The 19,118-nt window shown below is 47.3% G+C and carries 19 protein-coding genes; 4 read left to right on the forward strand and 15 right to left on the reverse strand.

The genetic code is table 11. The features are described from left to right. Positions 1–86: 86 nt before the first annotated feature. The 15 genes from ACLVWR_RS04230 to ACLVWR_RS04300 all read right to left on the reverse strand — a co-directional run bounded on the left by ACLVWR_RS04230 (position 87) and on the right by ACLVWR_RS04300 (position 16,074). Positions 87–1,370 carry a flagellar hook protein FlgE gene (locus ACLVWR_RS04230; RefSeq protein WP_413582653.1) on the reverse strand — a complete coding sequence of 428 codons (1,284 nt, stop codon included), beginning with the start codon at positions 1,368–1,370 and terminating at the stop codon, positions 87–89. Between the two features lie 170 nt (positions 1,371–1,540). Continuing rightward, on the reverse strand, positions 1,541–1,978 hold the full coding sequence (locus tag ACLVWR_RS04235) for a TIGR02530 family flagellar biosynthesis protein (RefSeq protein WP_340597675.1): 438 nt from the start codon (positions 1,976–1,978) through the stop codon (positions 1,541–1,543). A 1-nt stretch (position 1,979) separates the two neighbouring features. Further along, complete coding sequence (locus ACLVWR_RS04240; protein WP_413582654.1) at positions 1,980–2,987, reverse strand: flagellar hook assembly protein FlgD; 1,008 nt, start codon at positions 2,985–2,987, stop codon at positions 1,980–1,982. A gap of 17 nt (positions 2,988–3,004) precedes the next feature. Further along, positions 3,005–4,861 carry a flagellar hook-length control protein FliK gene (locus ACLVWR_RS04245; protein WP_413582655.1) on the reverse strand — a complete coding sequence of 619 codons (1,857 nt, stop codon included), beginning with the start codon at positions 4,859–4,861 and terminating at the stop codon, positions 3,005–3,007. 33 nt (positions 4,862–4,894) lie between these two features. Next, entirely contained in the window at positions 4,895–5,710 is an 816-nt protein-coding gene (locus ACLVWR_RS04250) for a MotE family protein (protein WP_413582656.1), read from the reverse strand. Positions 5,711–5,750: 40 nt separating this feature from the next. Continuing rightward, entirely contained in the window at positions 5,751–6,197 is a 447-nt protein-coding gene (fliJ, locus tag ACLVWR_RS04255) for a flagellar export protein FliJ (RefSeq protein ID WP_340597680.1), read from the reverse strand. A 14-nt stretch (positions 6,198–6,211) separates the two neighbouring features. Further along, the gene (locus ACLVWR_RS04260) at positions 6,212–7,540 is read right to left on the reverse strand and encodes a FliI/YscN family ATPase (RefSeq protein ID WP_413582657.1); all 1,329 of its coding nucleotides are present in this window, start codon (positions 7,538–7,540) and stop codon (positions 6,212–6,214) included. Next, positions 7,540–8,358, reverse strand: a complete 819-nt coding sequence (locus tag ACLVWR_RS04265; protein WP_413582658.1) for a FliH/SctL family protein — start codon at positions 8,356–8,358, stop codon at positions 7,540–7,542. Before ACLVWR_RS04265 ends, ACLVWR_RS04260 begins: the two co-directional genes overlap by 1 nt. After that, on the reverse strand, positions 8,345–9,379 hold the full coding sequence (gene fliG, locus ACLVWR_RS04270; RefSeq protein WP_413582659.1) for a flagellar motor switch protein FliG: 1,035 nt from the start codon (positions 9,377–9,379) through the stop codon (positions 8,345–8,347). The genes ACLVWR_RS04265 and fliG overlap by 14 nt, the downstream gene beginning before the upstream one ends. Further along, complete coding sequence (gene fliF / locus ACLVWR_RS04275; RefSeq protein WP_413582660.1) at positions 9,379–11,031, reverse strand: flagellar basal-body MS-ring/collar protein FliF; 1,653 nt, start codon at positions 11,029–11,031, stop codon at positions 9,379–9,381. Before fliF ends, fliG begins: the two co-directional genes overlap by 1 nt. Positions 11,032–11,112: 81 nt before the next feature. Continuing rightward, complete coding sequence (gene fliE / locus ACLVWR_RS04280; protein WP_413582661.1) at positions 11,113–11,451, reverse strand: flagellar hook-basal body complex protein FliE; 339 nt, start codon at positions 11,449–11,451, stop codon at positions 11,113–11,115. Between the two features lie 88 nt (positions 11,452–11,539). Continuing rightward, positions 11,540–11,983 carry a flagellar basal body rod protein FlgC gene (gene flgC, locus ACLVWR_RS04285; RefSeq protein ID WP_413575968.1) on the reverse strand — a complete coding sequence of 148 codons (444 nt, stop codon included), beginning with the start codon at positions 11,981–11,983 and terminating at the stop codon, positions 11,540–11,542. Positions 11,984–12,026: 43 nt separating this feature from the next. Continuing rightward, positions 12,027–12,440, reverse strand: a complete 414-nt coding sequence (gene flgB / locus ACLVWR_RS04290) for a flagellar basal body rod protein FlgB (RefSeq protein ID WP_413575969.1) — start codon at positions 12,438–12,440, stop codon at positions 12,027–12,029. Continuing rightward, positions 12,437–13,279, reverse strand: coding sequence for a sigma 54-interacting transcriptional regulator (locus tag ACLVWR_RS04295; RefSeq protein ID WP_413582662.1), 843 nt, complete (start codon positions 13,277–13,279; stop codon positions 12,437–12,439). The genes flgB and ACLVWR_RS04295 overlap by 4 nt, the downstream gene beginning before the upstream one ends. Positions 13,280–13,293: 14 nt before the next feature. Continuing rightward, the gene (locus ACLVWR_RS04300) at positions 13,294–16,074 is read right to left on the reverse strand and encodes a tetratricopeptide repeat protein (RefSeq protein WP_413582663.1); all 2,781 of its coding nucleotides are present in this window, start codon (positions 16,072–16,074) and stop codon (positions 13,294–13,296) included. 201 nt (positions 16,075–16,275) lie between these two features. Here ACLVWR_RS04300 and ACLVWR_RS04305 point away from each other — a divergent pair, with 201 nt between their 5' ends. The 4 genes from ACLVWR_RS04305 to ACLVWR_RS04320 are packed head-to-tail and all read left to right on the forward strand — an operon-like array spanning position 16,276 to position 19,108. Then, positions 16,276–16,764 (forward strand): hypothetical protein, encoded by a 489-nt coding sequence (locus tag ACLVWR_RS04305; protein ID WP_413582664.1) that lies wholly within the window; start codon positions 16,276–16,278, stop codon positions 16,762–16,764. Then, the gene (locus ACLVWR_RS04310; RefSeq protein ID WP_340597691.1) at positions 16,765–17,553 is read left to right on the forward strand and encodes an ABC transporter permease; all 789 of its coding nucleotides are present in this window, start codon (positions 16,765–16,767) and stop codon (positions 17,551–17,553) included. Further along, positions 17,550–18,299 (forward strand): ABC transporter ATP-binding protein, encoded by a 750-nt coding sequence (locus tag ACLVWR_RS04315; protein WP_413582665.1) that lies wholly within the window; start codon positions 17,550–17,552, stop codon positions 18,297–18,299. Before ACLVWR_RS04310 ends, ACLVWR_RS04315 begins: the two co-directional genes overlap by 4 nt. Next, positions 18,299–19,108, forward strand: a complete 810-nt coding sequence (locus ACLVWR_RS04320) for an MlaD family protein (protein WP_413582666.1) — start codon at positions 18,299–18,301, stop codon at positions 19,106–19,108. The genes ACLVWR_RS04315 and ACLVWR_RS04320 overlap by 1 nt, the downstream gene beginning before the upstream one ends. Positions 19,109–19,118: the final 10 nt, after the last annotated feature.

Raw genomic sequence — 19,118 nt, forward strand, 5'->3', positions numbered from 1 at the left:
ATTTAGGGTTGACCCTTAAAAAAAAGAAACAGGCCCGGGGTCACGGGCCTGTCGACATGGTTTAGATATTAACGGGAACTAATTTATTATCGTTTCAATTGGATCACTTCGTTCAGAAGTTCATCTGTCGTCGTGATTGTTTTCGCATTGGCTTGGAAACCACGCTGATTTTGGATCATGTTTACGAACTCCGTTGCCAAATCCACTGTGGATCTTTCAAGAGATTTCGCGAACAACTTACCACGGCCTGCGGCACCTGGACCACCCACTGAAGCCGTTCCAGAATCTCTGGATTCTTTCAAACGATTGTTACCAACTTTAAATAGAGCTTCTGGATTTTCAAACTTCGCCAGAGCAATCTGTGCCAAGTCTTGTGCCTGACCGTTAGAGTAAACCGCAGTCAAGATACCTTCGTCATTGAAGGACAAGCTGTTGATTGTACCCGCAGCCGCACCGTCTTGGTGCCAAGAGATAAGGTCTGAGTTTTTACCGTACTGTTTAGTACCGTCCAAACCTTTACCGCCATCCTTAATCGCGTCACCGAAGTTCAATTTGATTTCTTGACCTTGAAGTGCGCCACCTTTGAAGTTGAAGTTAGAAGAAGTCAGTTGCTGAGTATCCAACTTACCATCAACGGTAAATTCAAGTTTACCAGAACATACTTCAGAAAGCTGACCTTCTTCGCCACCAGTCACTTCTTTACCATCAACCAAACCTTTGTATTCCCATTGTCTGTCAGCTGTCTTATTGAAGAACAAGCTCAACAAATGCTTATTACCTTGGGAATCGTACATCTCTACACCTGTAGAGTAGTGAGACGTGGAGTATGGATCTTTTGGATCAAACTTTTTAGTTGGCTCCATACGGGAGTCCAAGTTCAGATCCATTTTGATTTCTTTGGTAGCTTTCGCTGGAACCAAGGCACGAGGGAATTTGATGTCAGTCATTTTGTTCAGGATGTTACCTTTTTCATCAGTACCGAAACCTTGAACTTTTTGATTGTCGTTAGTTACCAGGTAACCTTCACGGTCAAAGTGGAAGGAACCATCACGAGTGTAAGACTCGCCATCAGAACCTTTAACTTTGAAGTAACCGTCACCAGAGATTGCAAGGTCCGTTACTTTTTCAGTAGCATCAACGTTACCTTGAGTAAGGATTGGATTTACGGCACCGATCTTCACACCACGACCGATTTGATTTCCGCCCAGAACACCTTTTAAGCTTTTAGAAATGATATCTTGGAATTCCGCGCGGCTTGCTTTGAAACCGACAGTGTTTGCATTCGCGATATTGTCACCGATAACGCCTAGGGCTTCGCCCTGAGCAGCCATACCAGACACACCCGTGTACAATGAAGAAAGAATACCCATGTGACCTCCATGTCGTTGGCAGTTCTATTCGAGAACCACCGTTTGGAGAGCCTCCTCTACGAGGACCAGCTCTAATATTTAATTTTTAAAACCAACCTTGAACACATTCTATGTTCTCGGTGCTTTGCACTTTATCTGTCTCTTCAGGACAGCTTCGGTGCGTTTTGCGGTTAAATAACCACCGTGCTATCGATGTTCGTGAACACATTTTCTTTCAATGCGGTCTTGTCCATCACGGTAACAACAGTCTTATTCTTCACGCTGACAATCAGTGCCGAGTCATTCATCAAAACCAATGAATCCTTGGAACCTTTCGCCGCAGCTCTCGAAACCGCATCATTCAGCTTGTTAATATCCTCGGGACTGTATCTAATCCCGCGAGTACTCATTCGCTCAATCGCATGATTCGAAAACTTCACTCCTTCAGCAGGCTTTGTTAAGCCTTGAGGAACCACCTGCGCAGCTTGGGGAGTCGCAATCGGCCCACCGAGCTTATCAAGGGTATCCTTGAAGGAAGGACCCGTTCCCGCCCCAACTTCAGGTTTAACCTTCGGCTGCTGCTGCGGAATGAGTTGTTCAAATGTCTGTATCTTCTTTAAGTCCACCATTTTACTTCGCCGTCTCCTTCGCGATCTTTTCCATCATGTCGCGAGATAAACCCACCGTATCCATGATCTTAGATTTTGGCGCAGGAGCAGACGCAGTAGTAGGACTTTGTTGAACTACATTTGCCTCTTTCTTAGTTTGTCCTGTGGCATCATCCTTTTTCAAGTCTAGGTTGGTGACATCATTTACATTCTGGTCGTTCCTCATAAGACGAGGGTCTGTGATCTTCTTCACGTCTCTGAAGCGAATCGCCTGGTTTCCAACATTTAGAACCGGGCCTTCAGAGGAATAACTCACGCCTGTGATAACGCCATCGAAATCTGTTTTGATGCCGAGTTTTTTTCCGTCCGCTGTTTTTGCCTCTGCCAGGAATTGATATTCTCCTGCTGCAGCTTTCATACCTTTCGTGTCTTCACCATTCCAAGTGAGTTTGTTCTCACCTTGCTTCAGACCTTTCAGGTTGTACTCACGCACGACAGCTCCATCAGCGTCACGCACTTTCACTGTCACTTCCTCTGCTGCCATTGGCAACGAGAAACGGAAATCATGTTCTCTGTCATTCACGCCGCGCACAACTTTGGATGAATCACCCGCAACAGCTTTGCCGATCAAATTCAACGCCTGGAAATTTTCAGAAGGTTTTTGTGCTGCCTTCATCTCTTCAAGGGTTTTGTTGATGTTCTGCATTTGCTCGAGTGACGAGAAGTTCGCCAATTGAGCTGCCATTTCATGTGACTTCATCGGGTTTGTCGGATCCTGATTCTTCATTTGCGTAAGCATCAATTTGAAGAATGCATCCTTATCCATATTTGGATTACCCGTCGTACGAACTTTCTGAGTAGGATCAGTCCAATTCGGATCAGCAAGCTTGTTCGCCACCGCGCCAAGATCTTCTTCGCCGACTTTCGCTTTATCGGAAGCGCTCAATGTGCTTGCCACATTCGTGCTTGTCGGTTTTTCAGTTGTTGCACCGAAAGCATTCACTCCTAATTTCGCGTTGACCATTGTCATTCAAGTTCCCCTTTTTTTTAGGCTACTAAATTAAGTCCACTGCCTTTGCCTTCTGTCGTACGCGGCGCTGCTTTCACAGACGCGGTATCGATAGGCTGCAAAGGATCACGACGTTTACCAGCATAGCCACGAAGCGGTTGCATATCAGTGAAGGATTCGCGACGACCTTGGTTACCAAAGCTGTCGTTGAATTGATTCCAGAACTGACGAGCCTGGTCTCTTTGACCTTGGCCGTTCGTATTATTTTGGTTTTGCGTCGCTGTGTCGGCAGACGTCGTGTTCACAACATCCACTTTAACATTTTCCACAGACAATTTGTGAGCAGCAAGACTGTTCTTCAAATCAACTAGACTAGACTCAATAGACTTTTTCGCCTCTGGAGAGTCCGCTTGCATCTGAAGATTCACTTTTCCGTCCTGAAGCATGACTTTCAAGTGGATTGTTCCCATGCCCTCTGGGGACATCTGAACTTTCACCTCACCGCCACCTTTTTTGATCAGGTATTGGGCTTGATCCATCAATTGCTTCACACTGGCTTCGTTTTCAGCCGCGTTCACTGGGGCTTTGGGTGCCATCGCTGCCATCGCAGGGTCAAACTTCAAGCTTTCACCTTTGATGGGTTGCGCTTGCAGAGCCTCAAGTCCATTCAATTCCGCTTTGAATTCCGCCGCTTTGTTTGTCAGTTTATCCTGCGCAGAATCTTTACCCTCAGCCATTCCCTGCTGCATGAACTGCTGTGCCTGGTTCTGCATCATGGATTGACCTTGGTTCTCCTGCTGAAAGAAGGATTCGGGACCCATTCTTCCATTCACTGCCTGCTTCATCAAATCCATTTGCTGAGGCTTCTCCATGCGTGGGGCCTCAATAGCTTTGGTGAATTCATCAGTCAGCTCGACGGATGACTCTTCCATCGCTGCACCTTCGGATTTTTGTTGCGCTGCTGCCGCTGCCTGTTTTGCCGCCAGTGCCGCCAATAATGCCGGAGACATGGTCTCATTCATTTGACCTTGCAAATGCGGAGGCAATTTATCCAGAAGACTCTGTTGAGATACTTCGGCTTGCGACGCCCCTGGAGCTGGCATGGCCGCTTCAATTGGCATTTCCGCTTCCGGCATCATGGCGCTGTCGTCCATCATCATACGTGATGCCAACGAACCACCCAGATCAGGCATTGCCATGGCATTCGCCGGCCCATCCTGTTTCATCCAGAATTTTTTATTCAGGTTATCAACCGCAGTTCCGATCTGGTTCTGCTTTTCCTGCGCTGCCGCCACTCGCATCTGCATGCTCTCTTGAGACATGCCTAAACCCGCTGCCATTTCCTGCATCGGTTTCGGAGTTTGTGGTTGTGGCATTTGCTGCAATTGAGCAAGCAAGGACGCGTACATGGCCGTGGCTTGTTCAGCCTGGTCATCGTCCAAGTTCAATTGATCAATCACAGCTTGCGCTGTCACTTCTGGGGATTGTTTGAGCTGGCTGTCGTCCAGTTCGGCCATCGCTTCCACAAGTCGTGTGGGAGGGATTTCAAATTCACTCTCGAATGAGTCCATGAATTCTTTGATTGCCTGCTGTCGATTCGCCGCCCGCTTTTCTTTCCCATCGTCAGTGCTGACCTTGCGTTCTGGTTTCGAGCTTTTTTCCTGAGCTTTTTCATCCCGTGGCTCTTTCGAGTCTTTGGAATCTTTCGCTCGGGCTTCCTGCTTCGGCGACTCTTTGGTTTCTTTCGGGCTTCTCAGGCTGATTTTATCCTGTAGAGCTTTGTCGAAACCGGAATCTTTCCCGGAACCCTTGAAATCTTTCTCCTGAATTTTGTCAGAAGCTTGAGACCTCAATTCGGTCGCACCCACCATTGGGGGGCCGACTATATTTAACAAACCGATCCTCCTTCCTAGAGAATTTCAGTTACTTTACTTTTCTGATGCTGGAGCACGTTTATAACCGGCATATTTCTCAGAAATGATCTGAGCTTTTTCCGGCTTCAATAAATTCATGATATCAGCAGCATTTTTCTTTTTCATACGACCAAGTATCTCAACCACCAAATCCTCGTCCATCGTCTCAAAGACTTTGGCCGCTTGTGGGGGCTTCATATTGGTATACATCTGTACCAAGGTATCGACCTTCTGGTCGTCAGCCTTGACGCGATCCTCGAGCATACTGGAGATCTTGCCACGCATGTCCTCGAGCTCTTTCAAACGTTTATCCAATTCAACCTTCTGCGCCTGAAGTTCGGATTCCTGACGATTCAGTTCCTCTTCACGGGCATCAAGTTCTTTTTTTCTGTCAGTCAATTTTGTCAGGTGATCAATTTCGCTTGTCGACAAGGAAACCGCTTTGGCTTCTGCCGCCGCTTCCGCCGGCTTTTCTTCCGCAATCGGAGCCGCAGGTGCTGGAGCGGATTGCGCCATCGCGCCACCGTTCAAAGTGATTTCCACGCGTTTAAGAACGTTGTCGATTTCCTCATGGTTTTGGAAACCCACAACCGCAAGAATCAATCCCAAGAATGAAAAACCGGCCATTTTCCAATGCACACCGGATTTCTTTTTGGATTTTTTGGGAGCAGTCATCTTCATGCGACGACGCAACTGTTGTTCAACGTCTTCAGAGGATAGATCCAAATGCAGGCGAGTCGACGCAGGATTTTTTGTGAACTTCACACTCCCGCTGTTTTCGTCGGCGACCTTGCGTGCATTTTTAAAGTACTGATCGTATCCAGATTTCATCGATTTATGATTCCTTCATCCTTGAAGTTCGCAAACCCATTTATTCAGCTGTTCTTTTAAACCGCAGAATGGCCTGCTCATCCATCTCTTTTTGATCCTGGATTTTTCGTTCGGCTTTGTATTCCTCGAACTGATTTTCCCGGGCCTTCTCCATAATTTTATAGTCTAGAGCGGCTTGTCGCAAAATTTCTCTCTTGGCCTCGACTATTTTTTCGATTTCGTGAACATTTTGCTCTTGGTTCTGAATGCGAATTTTCTGGCCCTTCATGAATTCATGAATTTGCGAGAGGGCTGGACCTTGGGCGCCCCCGGCCTGAACCAGGCTCCCTGCGCGGGCTTGAGCGTCCAGGACATCCTGGCGCATTTTATCCAACTTGGTCTGATATTCATTTAGTACGGCCACCGCATCCTGAAAGTTCTTCTGAGCGATATTTTCAACAACCTTACGGTGTTCAAGGACTTTCTGCAGGGGAAATTTGAATCTCACAAGTCACCCCCGGGTTAGGCGTTGATCAGAATCTGCTGAAGCATACGAACGGTATTATTGAAGTTCGTGGGATCTTCAACTCTTTGCTTAAGGAAGTCATTCACCTGATCGATGACTTTTACAGACCGGTCAATCTTCGGATTGGAACCCGGCTTGTAAGCGCCGATATTAATCAAATCCTCTGCATCCTTATAAACTGCCAAAGTCTCTTTCAGCTTTTGCGCCAATCGCACATGCTCCGAGGACGAAACCGCTTTCATAACACGCGATGCACTTTGCATAACGTCGATCGCCGGATAGTGACCACGGGCTGCCAAAGCGCGAGACAGAACGATATGTCCGTCCACGATGGAACGCACTGAATCCCCGATCGGATCATTCATATCATCACCCTCTACGAGGGTGGTATAGAATCCGGTAATACTGCCTTCGCCTTCAAAGTTTCCGGCGCGCTCAAGCAATTTCGGAAGAGTTGCAAACACCGACGGAGTGTAACCTTTTTGAGAAGGCGGCTCTCCTGTCGACAAACCGATCTCACGTTGTGCCATTGCAAAACGGGTGACCGAATCCATCATCAACAAAACATTCTTGCCTTGAGCACTGAAGTATTCCGCCATTGCTGTTGCCACATAGGCACCACGCATACGCAGAAGTGGAGATTGATCACTCGTCACGCAGACAACCACGGAACGAGCCATACCTTCAGGACCCAAATCATGCTCGATAAACTCACGCACCTCACGACCCCGCTCGCCGATCATGGCGATCACGTTGACGTCAGCAGTGGTGTTACGAGCCATCATACCCAGAAGCACGGACTTACCCACACCCGAACCAGCCATAATAGCGACACGCTGACCAAGGCCCGCGGTTAATGCGCCATTGATCGCACGAATGCCCACATCAAGGGGCTCGCGAATCGGCTGTCTTTCAAGGGGGTTACGAATTTCACTATATAAAGGAACTTCCCGAAAGTTTTCAATCTCGCCTTTGTTATCCAAAGGGCGACCCAAACCGTCCACCACGCGACCTAAAAGCTCATCGCCGGCACGAACTGTGGCAATCTGGCGGGAAAGAACGATTTTAGACCCCAAGGCAACGCCTCTCATGTCATTGAGAGCCATCATCAGAACGTGCTTGTCCTTAAAACCCACCACTTCCGCGAGGAAGGAGCGATCAAGGCCTGCAGGAATAATTTGCACCACGCTACCAACACTGGCGCCTGGCAGATATCCCTTGATCAGCATCCCGTTCACTTCCGTCACTTTACCGCTATCACGGGTCAAATGGATGGAGTTGACCAGGTCCGAATATTTATCCAGATCAAGAGACATTTCACTCATTAACTTGCAACCTTATCTTTTACTTTCGGCATGTTCTCGGAAAGAACAGACCACAGCTGTTCCAAACGTTGTTCAACGCGGGCATCAACTTCACCATAGTTGGTTTCAACAATGCATCCACCAGCCATGATCTCGGTATTTGGCTCGAAGCGGATTTTCTTGGTGAATTCAAGATCACGACCCGTTTCTTTCTTAAGCTCTTCCAAAAATTCAAACTGCTCCTGGGACACATGAACTGTGATTTGTTCTTCGTCTTGCGCCAGGCTGACCGCATCTCTCAGGATCTGCACCATGGCTTCATTGTTTGTCGCCAATTCAGCTTTAGCCAGGCGGCCGGCCATTTTGTAGGCCAAAGTCACCAGGTGATTTTCATTGAAAGCCGCCAATTCTTTTTTCAGCTCTTTCACACCCAACAGCAACTCATCAAGACCCTGCATGCGCGCTGCGATCTCATCAGATACCTTTTCAAAAGCCTCTTTACGGCCCTCTTCCAAACCAAGATTGTAGGCTTCCTGGTAGGCTTGCTCCTGGATTTCTTTAAGTTTATCCAAAGCGGCCGCTTCGATCTTTTCCTGCTCGTCGACTTTTTCGACCTGATCAACGCCCGTTTGAATACGAATTGCATCGTTCATACGGAAATCAGATCCACGCTTTTTTTGCGTCAAATAGTCCATCGCCTGGGAGGGAGTGCCCAGTTCAAACTTGACGGGCACGAACTCCAGAACGGTTTTTTCTGCCACGTCCTTTTTAAGGACTGCCTTGGTGTGTGCACCAGGGCCCTGTTTACCACTACTAAAGCCGTTATTAGACCATGGCATCTTCTGAACCGCCTCTTGCAATCAGGATTTTTCCTTCCGCCTCTAGGCGGCGAGCTGCATTGACGATCTCTTGCTGAGCACCCTCGACGTCTGACAGACGTGAAGGTCCCATGTTTCCAAGATCCTCGCGTAACATCTCGGCCGCACGAGCGGAGATATTTTTGAAGATTTTGACACGAATTTCCTCGCTGGAAGTTTTGAGTGCCAGCAGAAGTTTGTCGTTTGGTACTTCTTTGAGAAGCGCCTGAATACCACGATCGTCGATTTTGATGATGTCGTCGAAGACAAACATAAGTTTGCGAATCTCTTCGGCAAGAAGAGGATCCTTTTCCTCGAGACGGGACATAATCGCCGTTTCCGTGTTTTTGTCCATAACGTTGAGCATCTCTGCCACCGGTTGAACCCCGCCCAAAGCGGCTTGTTCCACAGTTGCAGTATTGGACAATTGATTTTTCAATACGCGGTCGATTTCAGCAATCAACTCAGGGTCCACGTGCTCCAAGTTGGCCATACGCAGAACAACCTCTGCTTGCAGGGCTTCCGGAAGGCGTTTTAGAACCTCACCTTTTTTCTCCGGCTCCAAATGAGCCAGAATCACCGCAACTGTCTGAGGATGTTCATTCACCAGGAACGTCGCCAATGACTTGGCATCCACCATCTCCAGGGATTCCAAAGAACGCGAGCCACCGGTGGTGATATTCAAACCACCCAGAATACCTCTGGCACGCTCTTCACCCAATGCATCCACGATAGTTTCCTTCGCGGAAATGGTTTCAGAGAAGATATAGTCTTCAGTTTCAGAAATCATTTCATAAAACTCTTCAAGTACGCGCTTGGTAACGTGCACAGGCACGACGCGCATTTTGCTCATCTGATTGATAAGCTTGCGGATATCCGCATCGTCCATACGACGCAAAAGGACCTTCACTGCATCCTTACCAAGATAATTGATAAGAATTGCCGCTTTATCGAAACCTTTGAGTTGTTCGTACTCAATATGTTCGGCTTTGTGCAGTTTCATTACGAATCCTTCCTAACAAGCCACATACCAAAAGCATTGGCTGCTTTTTCCTCATCGCGGCCCATAGTGGCCATGATACGGTCTTTCAACAATTCAGATTCAGCTTTTTCAGGGTCAATGGATTCCTGCAGGACAGGAAGAGCCGTCGACATGCCCGGAAGCGTGTTATCGACAGATTGAAGCTCTTCAAGTTCCTCGATAGTTCTTGGCAACATCTCCTCCACAGAATCCTGGAAGCTGTCGGTAATCCATTGCATGAACGGACGAACCACGATGAAGAAGAACAGTGCCAAAGAGAAACCCAAAAGCGCCCATTTGAACAATGCATGGATCAACTTCTTACGCTCAAGCGTCGTCAGGATTTTTTCAGCTTCAGAAAAGTCCTCCGGCTGGAATTGAATGGATTCTACTTTAACAGAGTCACCACGAGCGGCGTTAAAACCGATCGCACCCTTGATCAGGTCTTCGTACTTTTTAACTTCCTCTACGGAACGAGGCTGCCATTTGCTCTCTGTTGTGCCGTCAGCATTCTTTGTTGTCACATGAACACCGTCGACCACAACCGCAACACTCAGACGCTCCAGATTTCCGGCAGCTTCTCTGATGTTACGAACTGTTTTGGGAACTTCGTAATTGATGGTCTTCAATTCTTTTTTTACGTCCTGTTTGAAACCCACTTGGCCGGAAGCATCTTCCGCACCAGGGATATTCGAACGGGAACCCGGAACACCTGCTGGATTGGTACGAGCCCCATCCAGGGATTCCTCTTCAGATTGTTGCGAGCGAATGGCTGTTTTATCCGGATCCACTAGTTCTTCAACAGAAGAGATCACCCGGTGATTCAAGGTCGCATCCACTTTCGCCACAACTTTGGCATGACCAACAACTTTGGACAGGATGTCTTCGATACGATCCTCGAAGTCACCTTCCACTTTTGCTTTCAAATCCAATAGATCATTGGAACCGCCCGTTGTGCCATCGGAAGCACGGGTCAATACTTTCCCGCGCTCATCCAATACGGCCACTTTATCCGCATCCATACCCTCGACCGCATTCGCGACCAGGTAACGGATACCACGAACCTGCTCCTGAGAAAGCTCTTTACCCTGATGAAGCTCCACCACGACGGATGCCGAAGGTGAACCACCCTCTTCAAGGAAAGTCTTTTTATTTGGAAGGGCCAGAATAACTTTTGACTGCTTAACCGCAGTCAAAGTGTTGATGGCTCTCATCAACTCACCCTGCAGGGCTCTTTGATAATTGATTTTTTGCGCGTAAGAGTTAACCCCGAAGTCCTGCTTGTCGAACAGCTCCAGACCGATGGAGCCCATTTTTGGAGATCCGATTTCTGCCATCAACGTCATTTGCGTTGAATGCAATAGCTCTTTCGGAATTGCGACTGTTTTACCACCGTCGCGCAACTGGAATGGGATGTTCTTCTCATTCAATTTCGCCACGATCGTGGAAACTTGTTCAGTCGGAATATTTGTAAACAGAGGAACATAGTCCTTACCGGACGCCATGAACATCATCGTCATTAATGCCACAACCGCAATAAGAGTTACGGCAATAACTGAAAGTCGTTTGGTTGGACCCAGATTTTTAAAGAACTCACGAAACTGGACAACCAATCCACCAAAAATTTTGTTCAAAGAATCCCTCCGGTCTTACACTTTGGCTCTGCCAAAGCACGCGATCTAACGAATCATGTATCAGAAAAAATTAAATAAAAACTAAACCTGCATTTTCATGACTTCTTGGTACGCATCGATAATCTTGTTGCGTACTTGAACCATGACTCGCAAAGCGATGTCGGCTTTTTCGGAGGCAATCATGGCACCCGCGACATCATCCGTTTTTCCAGTGGCAATGTTTTGCGCAAACTTGTCAGAAGTTTTTTGCAATTCATTCACGGAGCTTACGGCATCCTTCAAGGTATCAGCAAAGCTCTTGCCAGATTCTGATGTGGAATTCAGTGGTGTTGTTTCACCCGAAATGGACAGTGATTTAGAATCACGCAGATTGCCCGTCTCGAGAAACCTGTTAGCATTTGATACTGTAAAACCTTCCATGGCTTCACTTCTCCTTGTACTGAGTACTCTCTAAAAATTGTAAGCTATACGTTTAAAAAATTCCTGCTTTTTCAACCTAGTCTAGGAACTATCTTCCTATCTCCAAAGCACTCATGGCCATATCTTTTGACGCCTGCATTGCCGATACATTGGCCTCGTAGGAACGCGACGATTGTATCATATTGGTCATTTCTTCCATGAGATTGATATTGGGATAAGCGACGTAACCCTCTGGATTTGCATCAGGATGATCCGGCTCATACTTTAACAACGGCGCCTTGCGATCCGAGATAATATCTGTGACCTGGACCCGTTGCATATTTCCCATAGGGTCTGTGCCTGTCACGATTTCGCCAAAATTCTTAGCGTCGGGCATGCTCTCGAAAACCACGTCTTTACGGCGATACGGGCCGCCTTCCGGGGTCTGGGTCGTATTGATATTGGCGATATTGCTGGCAATGGTATTCATGCGCATTCTTTGCGCTGCCATACCACTGCTACTAATTCTCATACCGGTTAAAAAATCAGCCATGAATTACTCCAGTTCCGGGCCTCCGGCCCTACACTCTGTGCGCCTAGCGCCCTTCAGATGCCGCGTACTTCAAAGCTGCCATTTTCTTATTGATCAGCTGAAGTGCGGTTTTGTACATGATGGCATTCTCTGACAACGCCGACATTTCCTTTTCCAGGTCCACAGTATTGCCGTCATTGTTGACTGCACCCTCTGGATTTTCATAAATGTCCGGTCGAGTCTTGGCTACCGAAACACCACCCAGTGAAAAGTGATCACCGGCGCTGGTGCTTAATGCATTCATGCCATCCATGTTCATTGAGCGGGACAAAGCCTCCTCGAAGTCCATTTTTTTGGCGTGATAGCCCGGAGTCTCCGCATTCGCAATATTGGAAGACGTAATGTTATTGCGGAGCTGCCTCATACGCATTGACGTTGCGAGGCCGTTTATCGTTTTATCGAAAATATCACCACTCATGCGACACCTTCTTCCCTGTACTCGTTGAGTTTGTTTCTCAAGGTTCTGATACTGATTCCAAGCATTTGCGCCGCACGCGTGCGGTTCTGTGCCGTCAGCTCAAGGGTCTGAAGAATCAGACGCTTCTCGACAGCAGAAAGGGACATCCCCGGTGCAAAATCTGCAGCCGATTCGTCCTTTACTGATTCAAATTGAATAGATTGCATTTCAATGGTCTGGCCTTTGGTCAATACCACCGCGCGCTCGATTACGTTTTCCAGCTCGCGAATATTTCCAGGCCAGTTCCAGGAGTTCAATCTTGCATAGGCATCCACAGAGAAGTTCAAACCGGAACGACCATGCATGATCTGTGTTACTTCCAAAATAAAGCTCACAATTCCCTGGAAATCCTGAGTGCGATCTTCCAGACGCGGAACTTCCAAATGAATCACTGCAATCTTGTAGAACAGATCCTGTCTGAACTGCTCCTGCTTAACCATCGCGCGCAGGTCACGGCGTGAGGTTGAAATGAAACGCGGGCGAGTGCCATCGTTTCTTTCCGCAAGCTTCATCAGCTCCCCTTGTACATGCGATGATGCGCAATCCAAATCCTCAATCAGCAATGTTCCGCCATCAACTTTTTCAAAATTGAAACCACCGGAATTCTTGCATTCAAGAACCTGCAATTTATTTGAACGGCTTTTGGAAAATATATAGCGAGCAAAACTTGTTTTGCCTACGCCGGCTTCTCCGACAACCAGCAGACTTGCCTGCGTCGCCGCAAGTTGCATCCCCAATTGTTTAGCTTCATTCATTTTTCGGTCTTCGATGTTTAAAGCATCAAAATCAAAATACGACATCTTCGTCCCTGCTCCTAATTACTGTCCTGCTTATCCGCTGCCATTGCCGGAATTCTTTGAATGTACTTCTTATAACCGTCACGCCACTCAGAGTTCTTTAACTGCTCCTGAGCCAGATTCTTCCAGAATCCACTTTTTTGACCTTTAAAATCATTCCAAACCTCAGCTGCCTTTTGAACATCACCGCGATTGAAATAAATTTGACCTAACTTGTATCGGATCGATGAAAGGGGACGCTTGTCCTCGTACTGCTCCAGCAAATTGCTAAAAGCGGAGATGGCTTTGTCTTTTTGTCCGTTCTCCAATTGAATATTGCCGATCATCTCAAGTGCTTTTGCATGCACCACAGGTGAAACTTTTTTGGAATCCGTCATCAACTTATCAATCATGCCCAAAGCCTCAAGGGCGTCATCTTTTTTGCCCTGCTTCAGCTGCAACTCCGCAAGTTTCAAGTAAGGATCTGCAACAAGCTCCGGCTGGCCTTTCCACGTTCTTAGCAATTCACCCAAATAGCGAATGGCTGAATCTGTGTCGCCACGTCTTTCCAACAGGCGTACCGCCACACCAACGCGCTCAATTTGCTCAGTCTCAGTCAGCTTTTCCGGATTCTTGATATTCTTAAGGTACTCGTAGGCTTGATTGTATTTATGTTCAGCTTCCGAAACCGCCGCCAAACGAAGATTCAACTCCTCAACAGAAGGAACCTGCTCCTTCACTTTGATTTCCTTCGCTTCCGGTGTGCCCGCCAAGGCATAGATGCGATTCAAAACTTCTTTATAGTAGCGCGCAGATTCAGTTGGCGTTCCCGCCATCTCGAATGCACGACCGACATTGTACTTGGTATCCAGACGGTTGGAATTCTTCAACCAGTTGTCAGAAAATTCACTGTGCGTTTTCAGCGCCCCAATGAAATCACCTTTTTCAACCTGGTCATCCAGCTTGGCGTTGATGTTGCTGATAATTCGTCCCGTAAGCAATGGCACATCCACTGTTCCCGGATGCTCCTGGTAGTACTTCGCCAGAAGGTTAATGGACTTATCAAATTCACCACGCTGGGAGTAGCCATCAGCCACCATCACCGTAGCGAATTGTTCCATTTTTGGCAGATCCACTTTTTTCGCAAGCTCCATGATTTCTTTCACGGCATTTGCGGTTTCCTTCGGCTTCATGCCTTTCATGCGTGCACTTAGCAAGCGAAGGCGGGCAATCACAGCACTTGGAGTTTCACCATAACGGAAATATGTTTCCAGGTATGCTCCCATCACACGGGATTTATCCGCGCCCAGAATATCCAAAAGCTCACCCAGTCGAGTCATCGCATAAGGCGCGTGATCACTGGATGGAAACTTTTTTACGAATTCACGGTACATATCCAAACTTTGAGGATACTGCTTCATGCCGAACATGGATTCAGCCTGATTGTAAAACGCACTTGGATAAGCGCCTTGTCCCTCTGGATATTTCTTCAATGCATTTTTGTAATCCTCAACGGACTTTGCATAGTTTTTAGCGCGAACCCAGACATCACCGCGACGGTAGGCCGCTTCAACTTTCAAATCACGACTTGTGGAATTCTTTTCGATTTCATCAAACTGCGCAACAGCATCGTCCCATTTGCTGATTCGGGAGTATGCCAACCCCATGCCCATGCGAGCCAGGTCTTTGGAAACGGATTCTTTGCCGCCAAAATTTTTGTTGGCGATATGTTCATTGAACAAACGCAAAGCCGCAAGATTGTCGCCACGATCCAATGTCAGGTAACCGATTTTAAGTGAAGTTCTTTCCGCCAGAGGCGATTTTGGAAATTTTTCGATGGCTTCCTTATATTTTTGAATCGCCTCATCGAAAAATTCGATTTTGCCGCTGTTATTATACAAAGCCAGATTCACGTCGCCCGTCATGTAATCAACGATCTCGTTGTATTCTGAGTTTGGATATTTTTCGCGGAACCAGTTTCTTGTTTTCAAAAAGACGCCATAACGTTCTTTTTCGAACAACGTCAAAAGCAAACGAGCCTGTTTGTTTTCGTCCGTCTGTTTAGGAATGATTTCGTAGATTGTCGGTGTGACTTTCAGTTTTTCCCACTGAGCAACCGGAGTCTCCAGCATAGGAAACGTAATATAGTAGTTGTCTTTGGCGCGGATGATCGAATCTTCCTTAATGTCATAAGGTTTGATCGAGAATCTTTCGTAGTTAGGATCCCCACCATCAAAGATACCAGCTTGAATTTGATCCGCTTGTGCCACCACGGATCCTGCATTATTAATGGCAAGAACATCTGTGGTTGCCGGCTTGCGATCAGTTTTTGCTTTTGCTTCTGATTTTGCGACCTTAGAGGATTCCTCTTTAACCACTGGTTCTGATTTTTTTGGAGCGGATTTTTTGGCTGCTTTGACCATATTTGGATTCAAGTAGAAATCCATGATCAACCGGGAAGGTTGGTCCGTCAGATAGTCAAAGGTCTCGATACTTTCACCGGAGAGCACAAAAGAAATGACTGACTTTCCATCAGTGCCCTGAGCATCGACAGAAACTTTAGTCACCATATCGCTTTTGAATGTATTTAAGGATTTAATAGTGGCGTCATCCAACGCTGGCACTGTCATACGGACGATAGTCTGGCCTTTGTCATCCAGACGTTTCACGTCATAGTCCCAATTCTGCTGTCCCAACAGTTCCAAGTGCACAGTATCGCCCTGGAAGTTGATGAAGCCATTGACCTTATTATTTGCTGCATTGGCCACTAGACCAAAGCAAAGGCATCCTGCCAAAATTACGTTGCGCAAAGTGTTCACTCCTCGAACCCCTTTTCCCTGCATTGTGCTTTTGCACATACAGTGCCAGCCTTGCAAACGTCTATTGGCAAATATGTTCAAGATGGGCAAAATGTTTCATAGATTTATTGTCAGGCCTGACAAACCAATGACAGGGACTTTGGTCTTGATTTGATTTGGAACGACTAACTTTACAACACAAAACTCCGATAGATAGACGATATGAGAAACCACTATAAATACATCATCTTGAGTATTCTTTTAAGCAGCTGCGTCTCCGTGGAACTTCCATCCGGAAAATCCAAGCCAGCAAAGGACGTGGAGTTCTCTGAACCAGGTTCACCATTCAAAACTTTTAAAACCAAAAATGTGGATCGTGCTTGGCAGAGCGCCAAAACCGGCAACACGATCTCGTACTTATCTGAATGCGGCAGCAATGCGGATCCAAGCTTGCAAACCCTGGAAACAGAATCCCTGAGCGCCATCAACAAACTTGAGATCCTGAAACAAGAAACCACGACCTATAATGGTCGCGAAGCCCGCCAATCAGTTTCTGCAGGGACCGTTGATGGAGTTCCAGTGGCATTGGCCCTGGTTGTCTTTAAAAAGAACGGCTGCAACTACACTTTGAGCTACGGCGGCGTGGAAAAGCAGTTCAATTCAGAATTTCCCGTTTTCGAAAAATTCAAAGCAGAGTTCAAGGCTCCCTAGATGCTACAAGCGCTTTTGCCATTAACTAATTTTACGATCGAGATCTTCCACTTTCTGGGTGGCATCGGTCTATTGAGTCGCGACATCTGGCGCGAGCTGGTCGGTACGAAAATTTATTGGCGTCTCTTAGGCGAACAAATCTATCAGGTCGGTATTCGTTCGGCTCCCTTGATTGTGGTGACTGCGGTGACTATCGGAGCCGTCATGTCTTTGCAATTTGGTCTGGGACTGGAAAAGTTTGGCGGCAAAATGTATGTGCCAAAGCTTCTGGCAGTGACCATCCTTCGTGAAATGGGCCCCATGTTCACCAGTCTGATGTTGGCAGCCCGTGTAGGGGCCGGCATCGCCAGTGAAATCGGCTCGATGGTCGTTACCCAACAGGTGGATGCGATTCGCGCCTTAGGCACCTCCCCTATTCGCAAAATCGTTATACCAAGAGTCCTGGCCTGCCTGATCACGTTGCCCATCCTGTGCGCTGTGACCAACGTGGTTGCCAATGCCGGCGGCCTGTTCATTGGTGCCGTGGAACTTAAACTGGATCCAGGCTTTTATCTTCTGAAAGTTCTATCAACATCCTCTGTCGGCGATTACATCTCTGGATTTGGCAAGACCTTCTTCTTCTCGTTATTCATCTCAATCCCGGCTTGCTACTTTGGATTGAATGTTAAGAACGGCACCAAAGAGGTCGGCATTGCCACCACAAAAGCCGTAGTTGTGTCCTCGATCTTGATTTTGATCGGTGACTTCTTTCTTTCGAAACTTTTCTGGATTGTGGAAGGACTTCTATGACACAAAAACCACAAGCCTTTATTGAAGTCGTCGATTTCCATAAATCCTTTGAGGAAAAGAAAGTTCACCAAGGTGTGAGCTTTTATGTTCGCAAAGGCGAATGCCTGGGACTGATCGGTGGATCTGGTACTGGAAAATCCGTTCTGCTGCGCACTTTAGTGGGGTTGGAGAAACCTGACAAGGGCCAGGTGATTGTGGACGGTGTTGAAATCGGTGGAATGAAGGAATCCGAACTTATCGAGATTCGCAAGAAAGTGGCTTACGCCTTTCAAGGCGGCGCCTTGTTTGACTCAATGACAGTCTATGAAAACCTGGCATATCCTCTCCGCGAACATTTTAAATTCTCGGAAAAAGAAGTTGCTGCACAAATCAAAGCCCAGCTGGAGGAATTTGGCCTGGCTCCGGGAACTGAAAAGCTTTACCCAGGCAGTCTTTCCGGTGGTATGCAAAAACGTGTGGGACTGGCCCGTGCGATGATGATTCATCCCCAGGTCGTTCTCTACGACGAGCCCACAGCTGGTTTGGATCCCTACAATACAAAGAAAATCCAGGAATCTATTTTGAGCCTGAAAGCCAAAGGGATGACCTCTATTTTAGTCACTCACGATATGCCGACGGTGTATGCGGTTTGCGACAAAGTCGCTCTTCTGCAAAATGGCCGCATCAGCGAGCAATACACGATCGATACACTTAAAAAAGAGCCGAGTGGCGCCATGACAGAATTTATCAACGGAGAAAGCGCGTAATGGAATCTTCAAACAGCACTCAAGTCAAAGTCGGAATCTTTATCGCGATAGGTGTCGTGATAATTCTGGGTTCGATCTTCTTTATTGGCGGCGAAAAGTCCATTTTCAAGTCCTACGTGAATATTCACGCCCACTTTGATCAGGTTCAGGGCCTGGCAGAGGGCAGTGTCGTTTCTCTTTCAGGTGTGACAATCGGTAACGTTCAAAAAATAAATTTCCTGTCTGAAAAGAACACTTTGGATGTGGTCATGAGAGTCGACAAGACCTACACCTCCCGCATCCGTGAAGGTTCTCAGGTGGAAATCCGCACTCAAGGCGCATTGGGCGACAAGTTTGTATTCATTATTCCGGGTGACCCAAGAAATCCGGAAATCCAGGATGGAGCCATCCTGGAAATCGCCAAGCCCACAGATCTGATCGGCGTAATTTCAGAACGCGGTGGCGAAGCAGGGAAACTATTTGATGTCATCAATGAGATGTACAAGATCACAAAAGCCATGAACGATGAAAACCGCCTGGGTAAAATCATGGCGAACTTTGAGTCGACGTCCGCGAACCTAAGCCGCGTCAGCGGCGAGGCTTCCGGCCTTATGAAAAAACTGAATGACGGCCACAGCGGCGAGAAGCTGACCAATACAATCAATAAATTGGATGCGATCGTCTCCAAGGTGGATCGCGGTGAGGGCACTCTGGGCGCTCTTATTAATGATCCTAGTATTCACAATCAGCTGAAGGCATTGCTCGGCGGTACTCAACGCAAAAACAACGTGAAGAGCCTGCTACGCACATCCATCGAAAAAGAAGAATAGAGCCCCGGTC

Source organism: Bdellovibrio sp. HCB288 (assembly GCF_047305935.1).
In the GTDB taxonomy this organism is placed as follows: Bacteria; Bdellovibrionota; Bdellovibrionia; order Bdellovibrionales; family Bdellovibrionaceae; genus Bdellovibrio.

Coding starts and splice junctions, on each gene's coding strand:
- ACLVWR_RS04230 (WP_413582653.1), bottom strand. CDS start 1,370: ATGGGTATTCTTTCTTCATTGTACACGGGTGTGTCTGGTATGGCTGCT.
- ACLVWR_RS04235 (WP_340597675.1), bottom strand. CDS start 1,978: ATGGTGGACTTAAAGAAGATACAGACATTTGAACAACTCATTCCGCAG.
- ACLVWR_RS04240 (WP_413582654.1), bottom strand. CDS start 2,987: ATGACAATGGTCAACGCGAAATTAGGAGTGAATGCTTTCGGTGCAACA.
- ACLVWR_RS04250 (WP_413582656.1), bottom strand. CDS start 5,710: ATGAAATCTGGATACGATCAGTACTTTAAAAATGCACGCAAGGTCGCC.
- ACLVWR_RS04260 (WP_413582657.1), bottom strand. CDS start 7,540: ATGAGTGAAATGTCTCTTGATCTGGATAAATATTCGGACCTGGTCAAC.
- ACLVWR_RS04265 (WP_413582658.1), bottom strand. CDS start 8,358: ATGCCATGGTCTAATAACGGCTTTAGTAGTGGTAAACAGGGCCCTGGT.
- fliG (WP_413582659.1), bottom strand. CDS start 9,379: ATGAAACTGCACAAAGCCGAACATATTGAGTACGAACAACTCAAAGGT.
- fliE (WP_413582661.1), bottom strand. CDS start 11,451: ATGGAAGGTTTTACAGTATCAAATGCTAACAGGTTTCTCGAGACGGGC.
- flgC (WP_413575968.1), bottom strand. CDS start 11,983: ATGGCTGATTTTTTAACCGGTATGAGAATTAGTAGCAGTGGTATGGCA.
- flgB (WP_413575969.1), bottom strand. CDS start 12,440: ATGAGTGGTGATATTTTCGATAAAACGATAAACGGCCTCGCAACGTCA.
- ACLVWR_RS04295 (WP_413582662.1), bottom strand. CDS start 13,279: ATGTCGTATTTTGATTTTGATGCTTTAAACATCGAAGACCGAAAAATG.
- ACLVWR_RS04305 (WP_413582664.1), top strand. CDS start 16,276: ATGAGAAACCACTATAAATACATCATCTTGAGTATTCTTTTAAGCAGC.
- ACLVWR_RS04310 (WP_340597691.1), top strand. CDS start 16,765: ATGCTACAAGCGCTTTTGCCATTAACTAATTTTACGATCGAGATCTTC.
- ACLVWR_RS04315 (WP_413582665.1), top strand. CDS start 17,550: ATGACACAAAAACCACAAGCCTTTATTGAAGTCGTCGATTTCCATAAA.
- ACLVWR_RS04320 (WP_413582666.1), top strand. CDS start 18,299: ATGGAATCTTCAAACAGCACTCAAGTCAAAGTCGGAATCTTTATCGCG.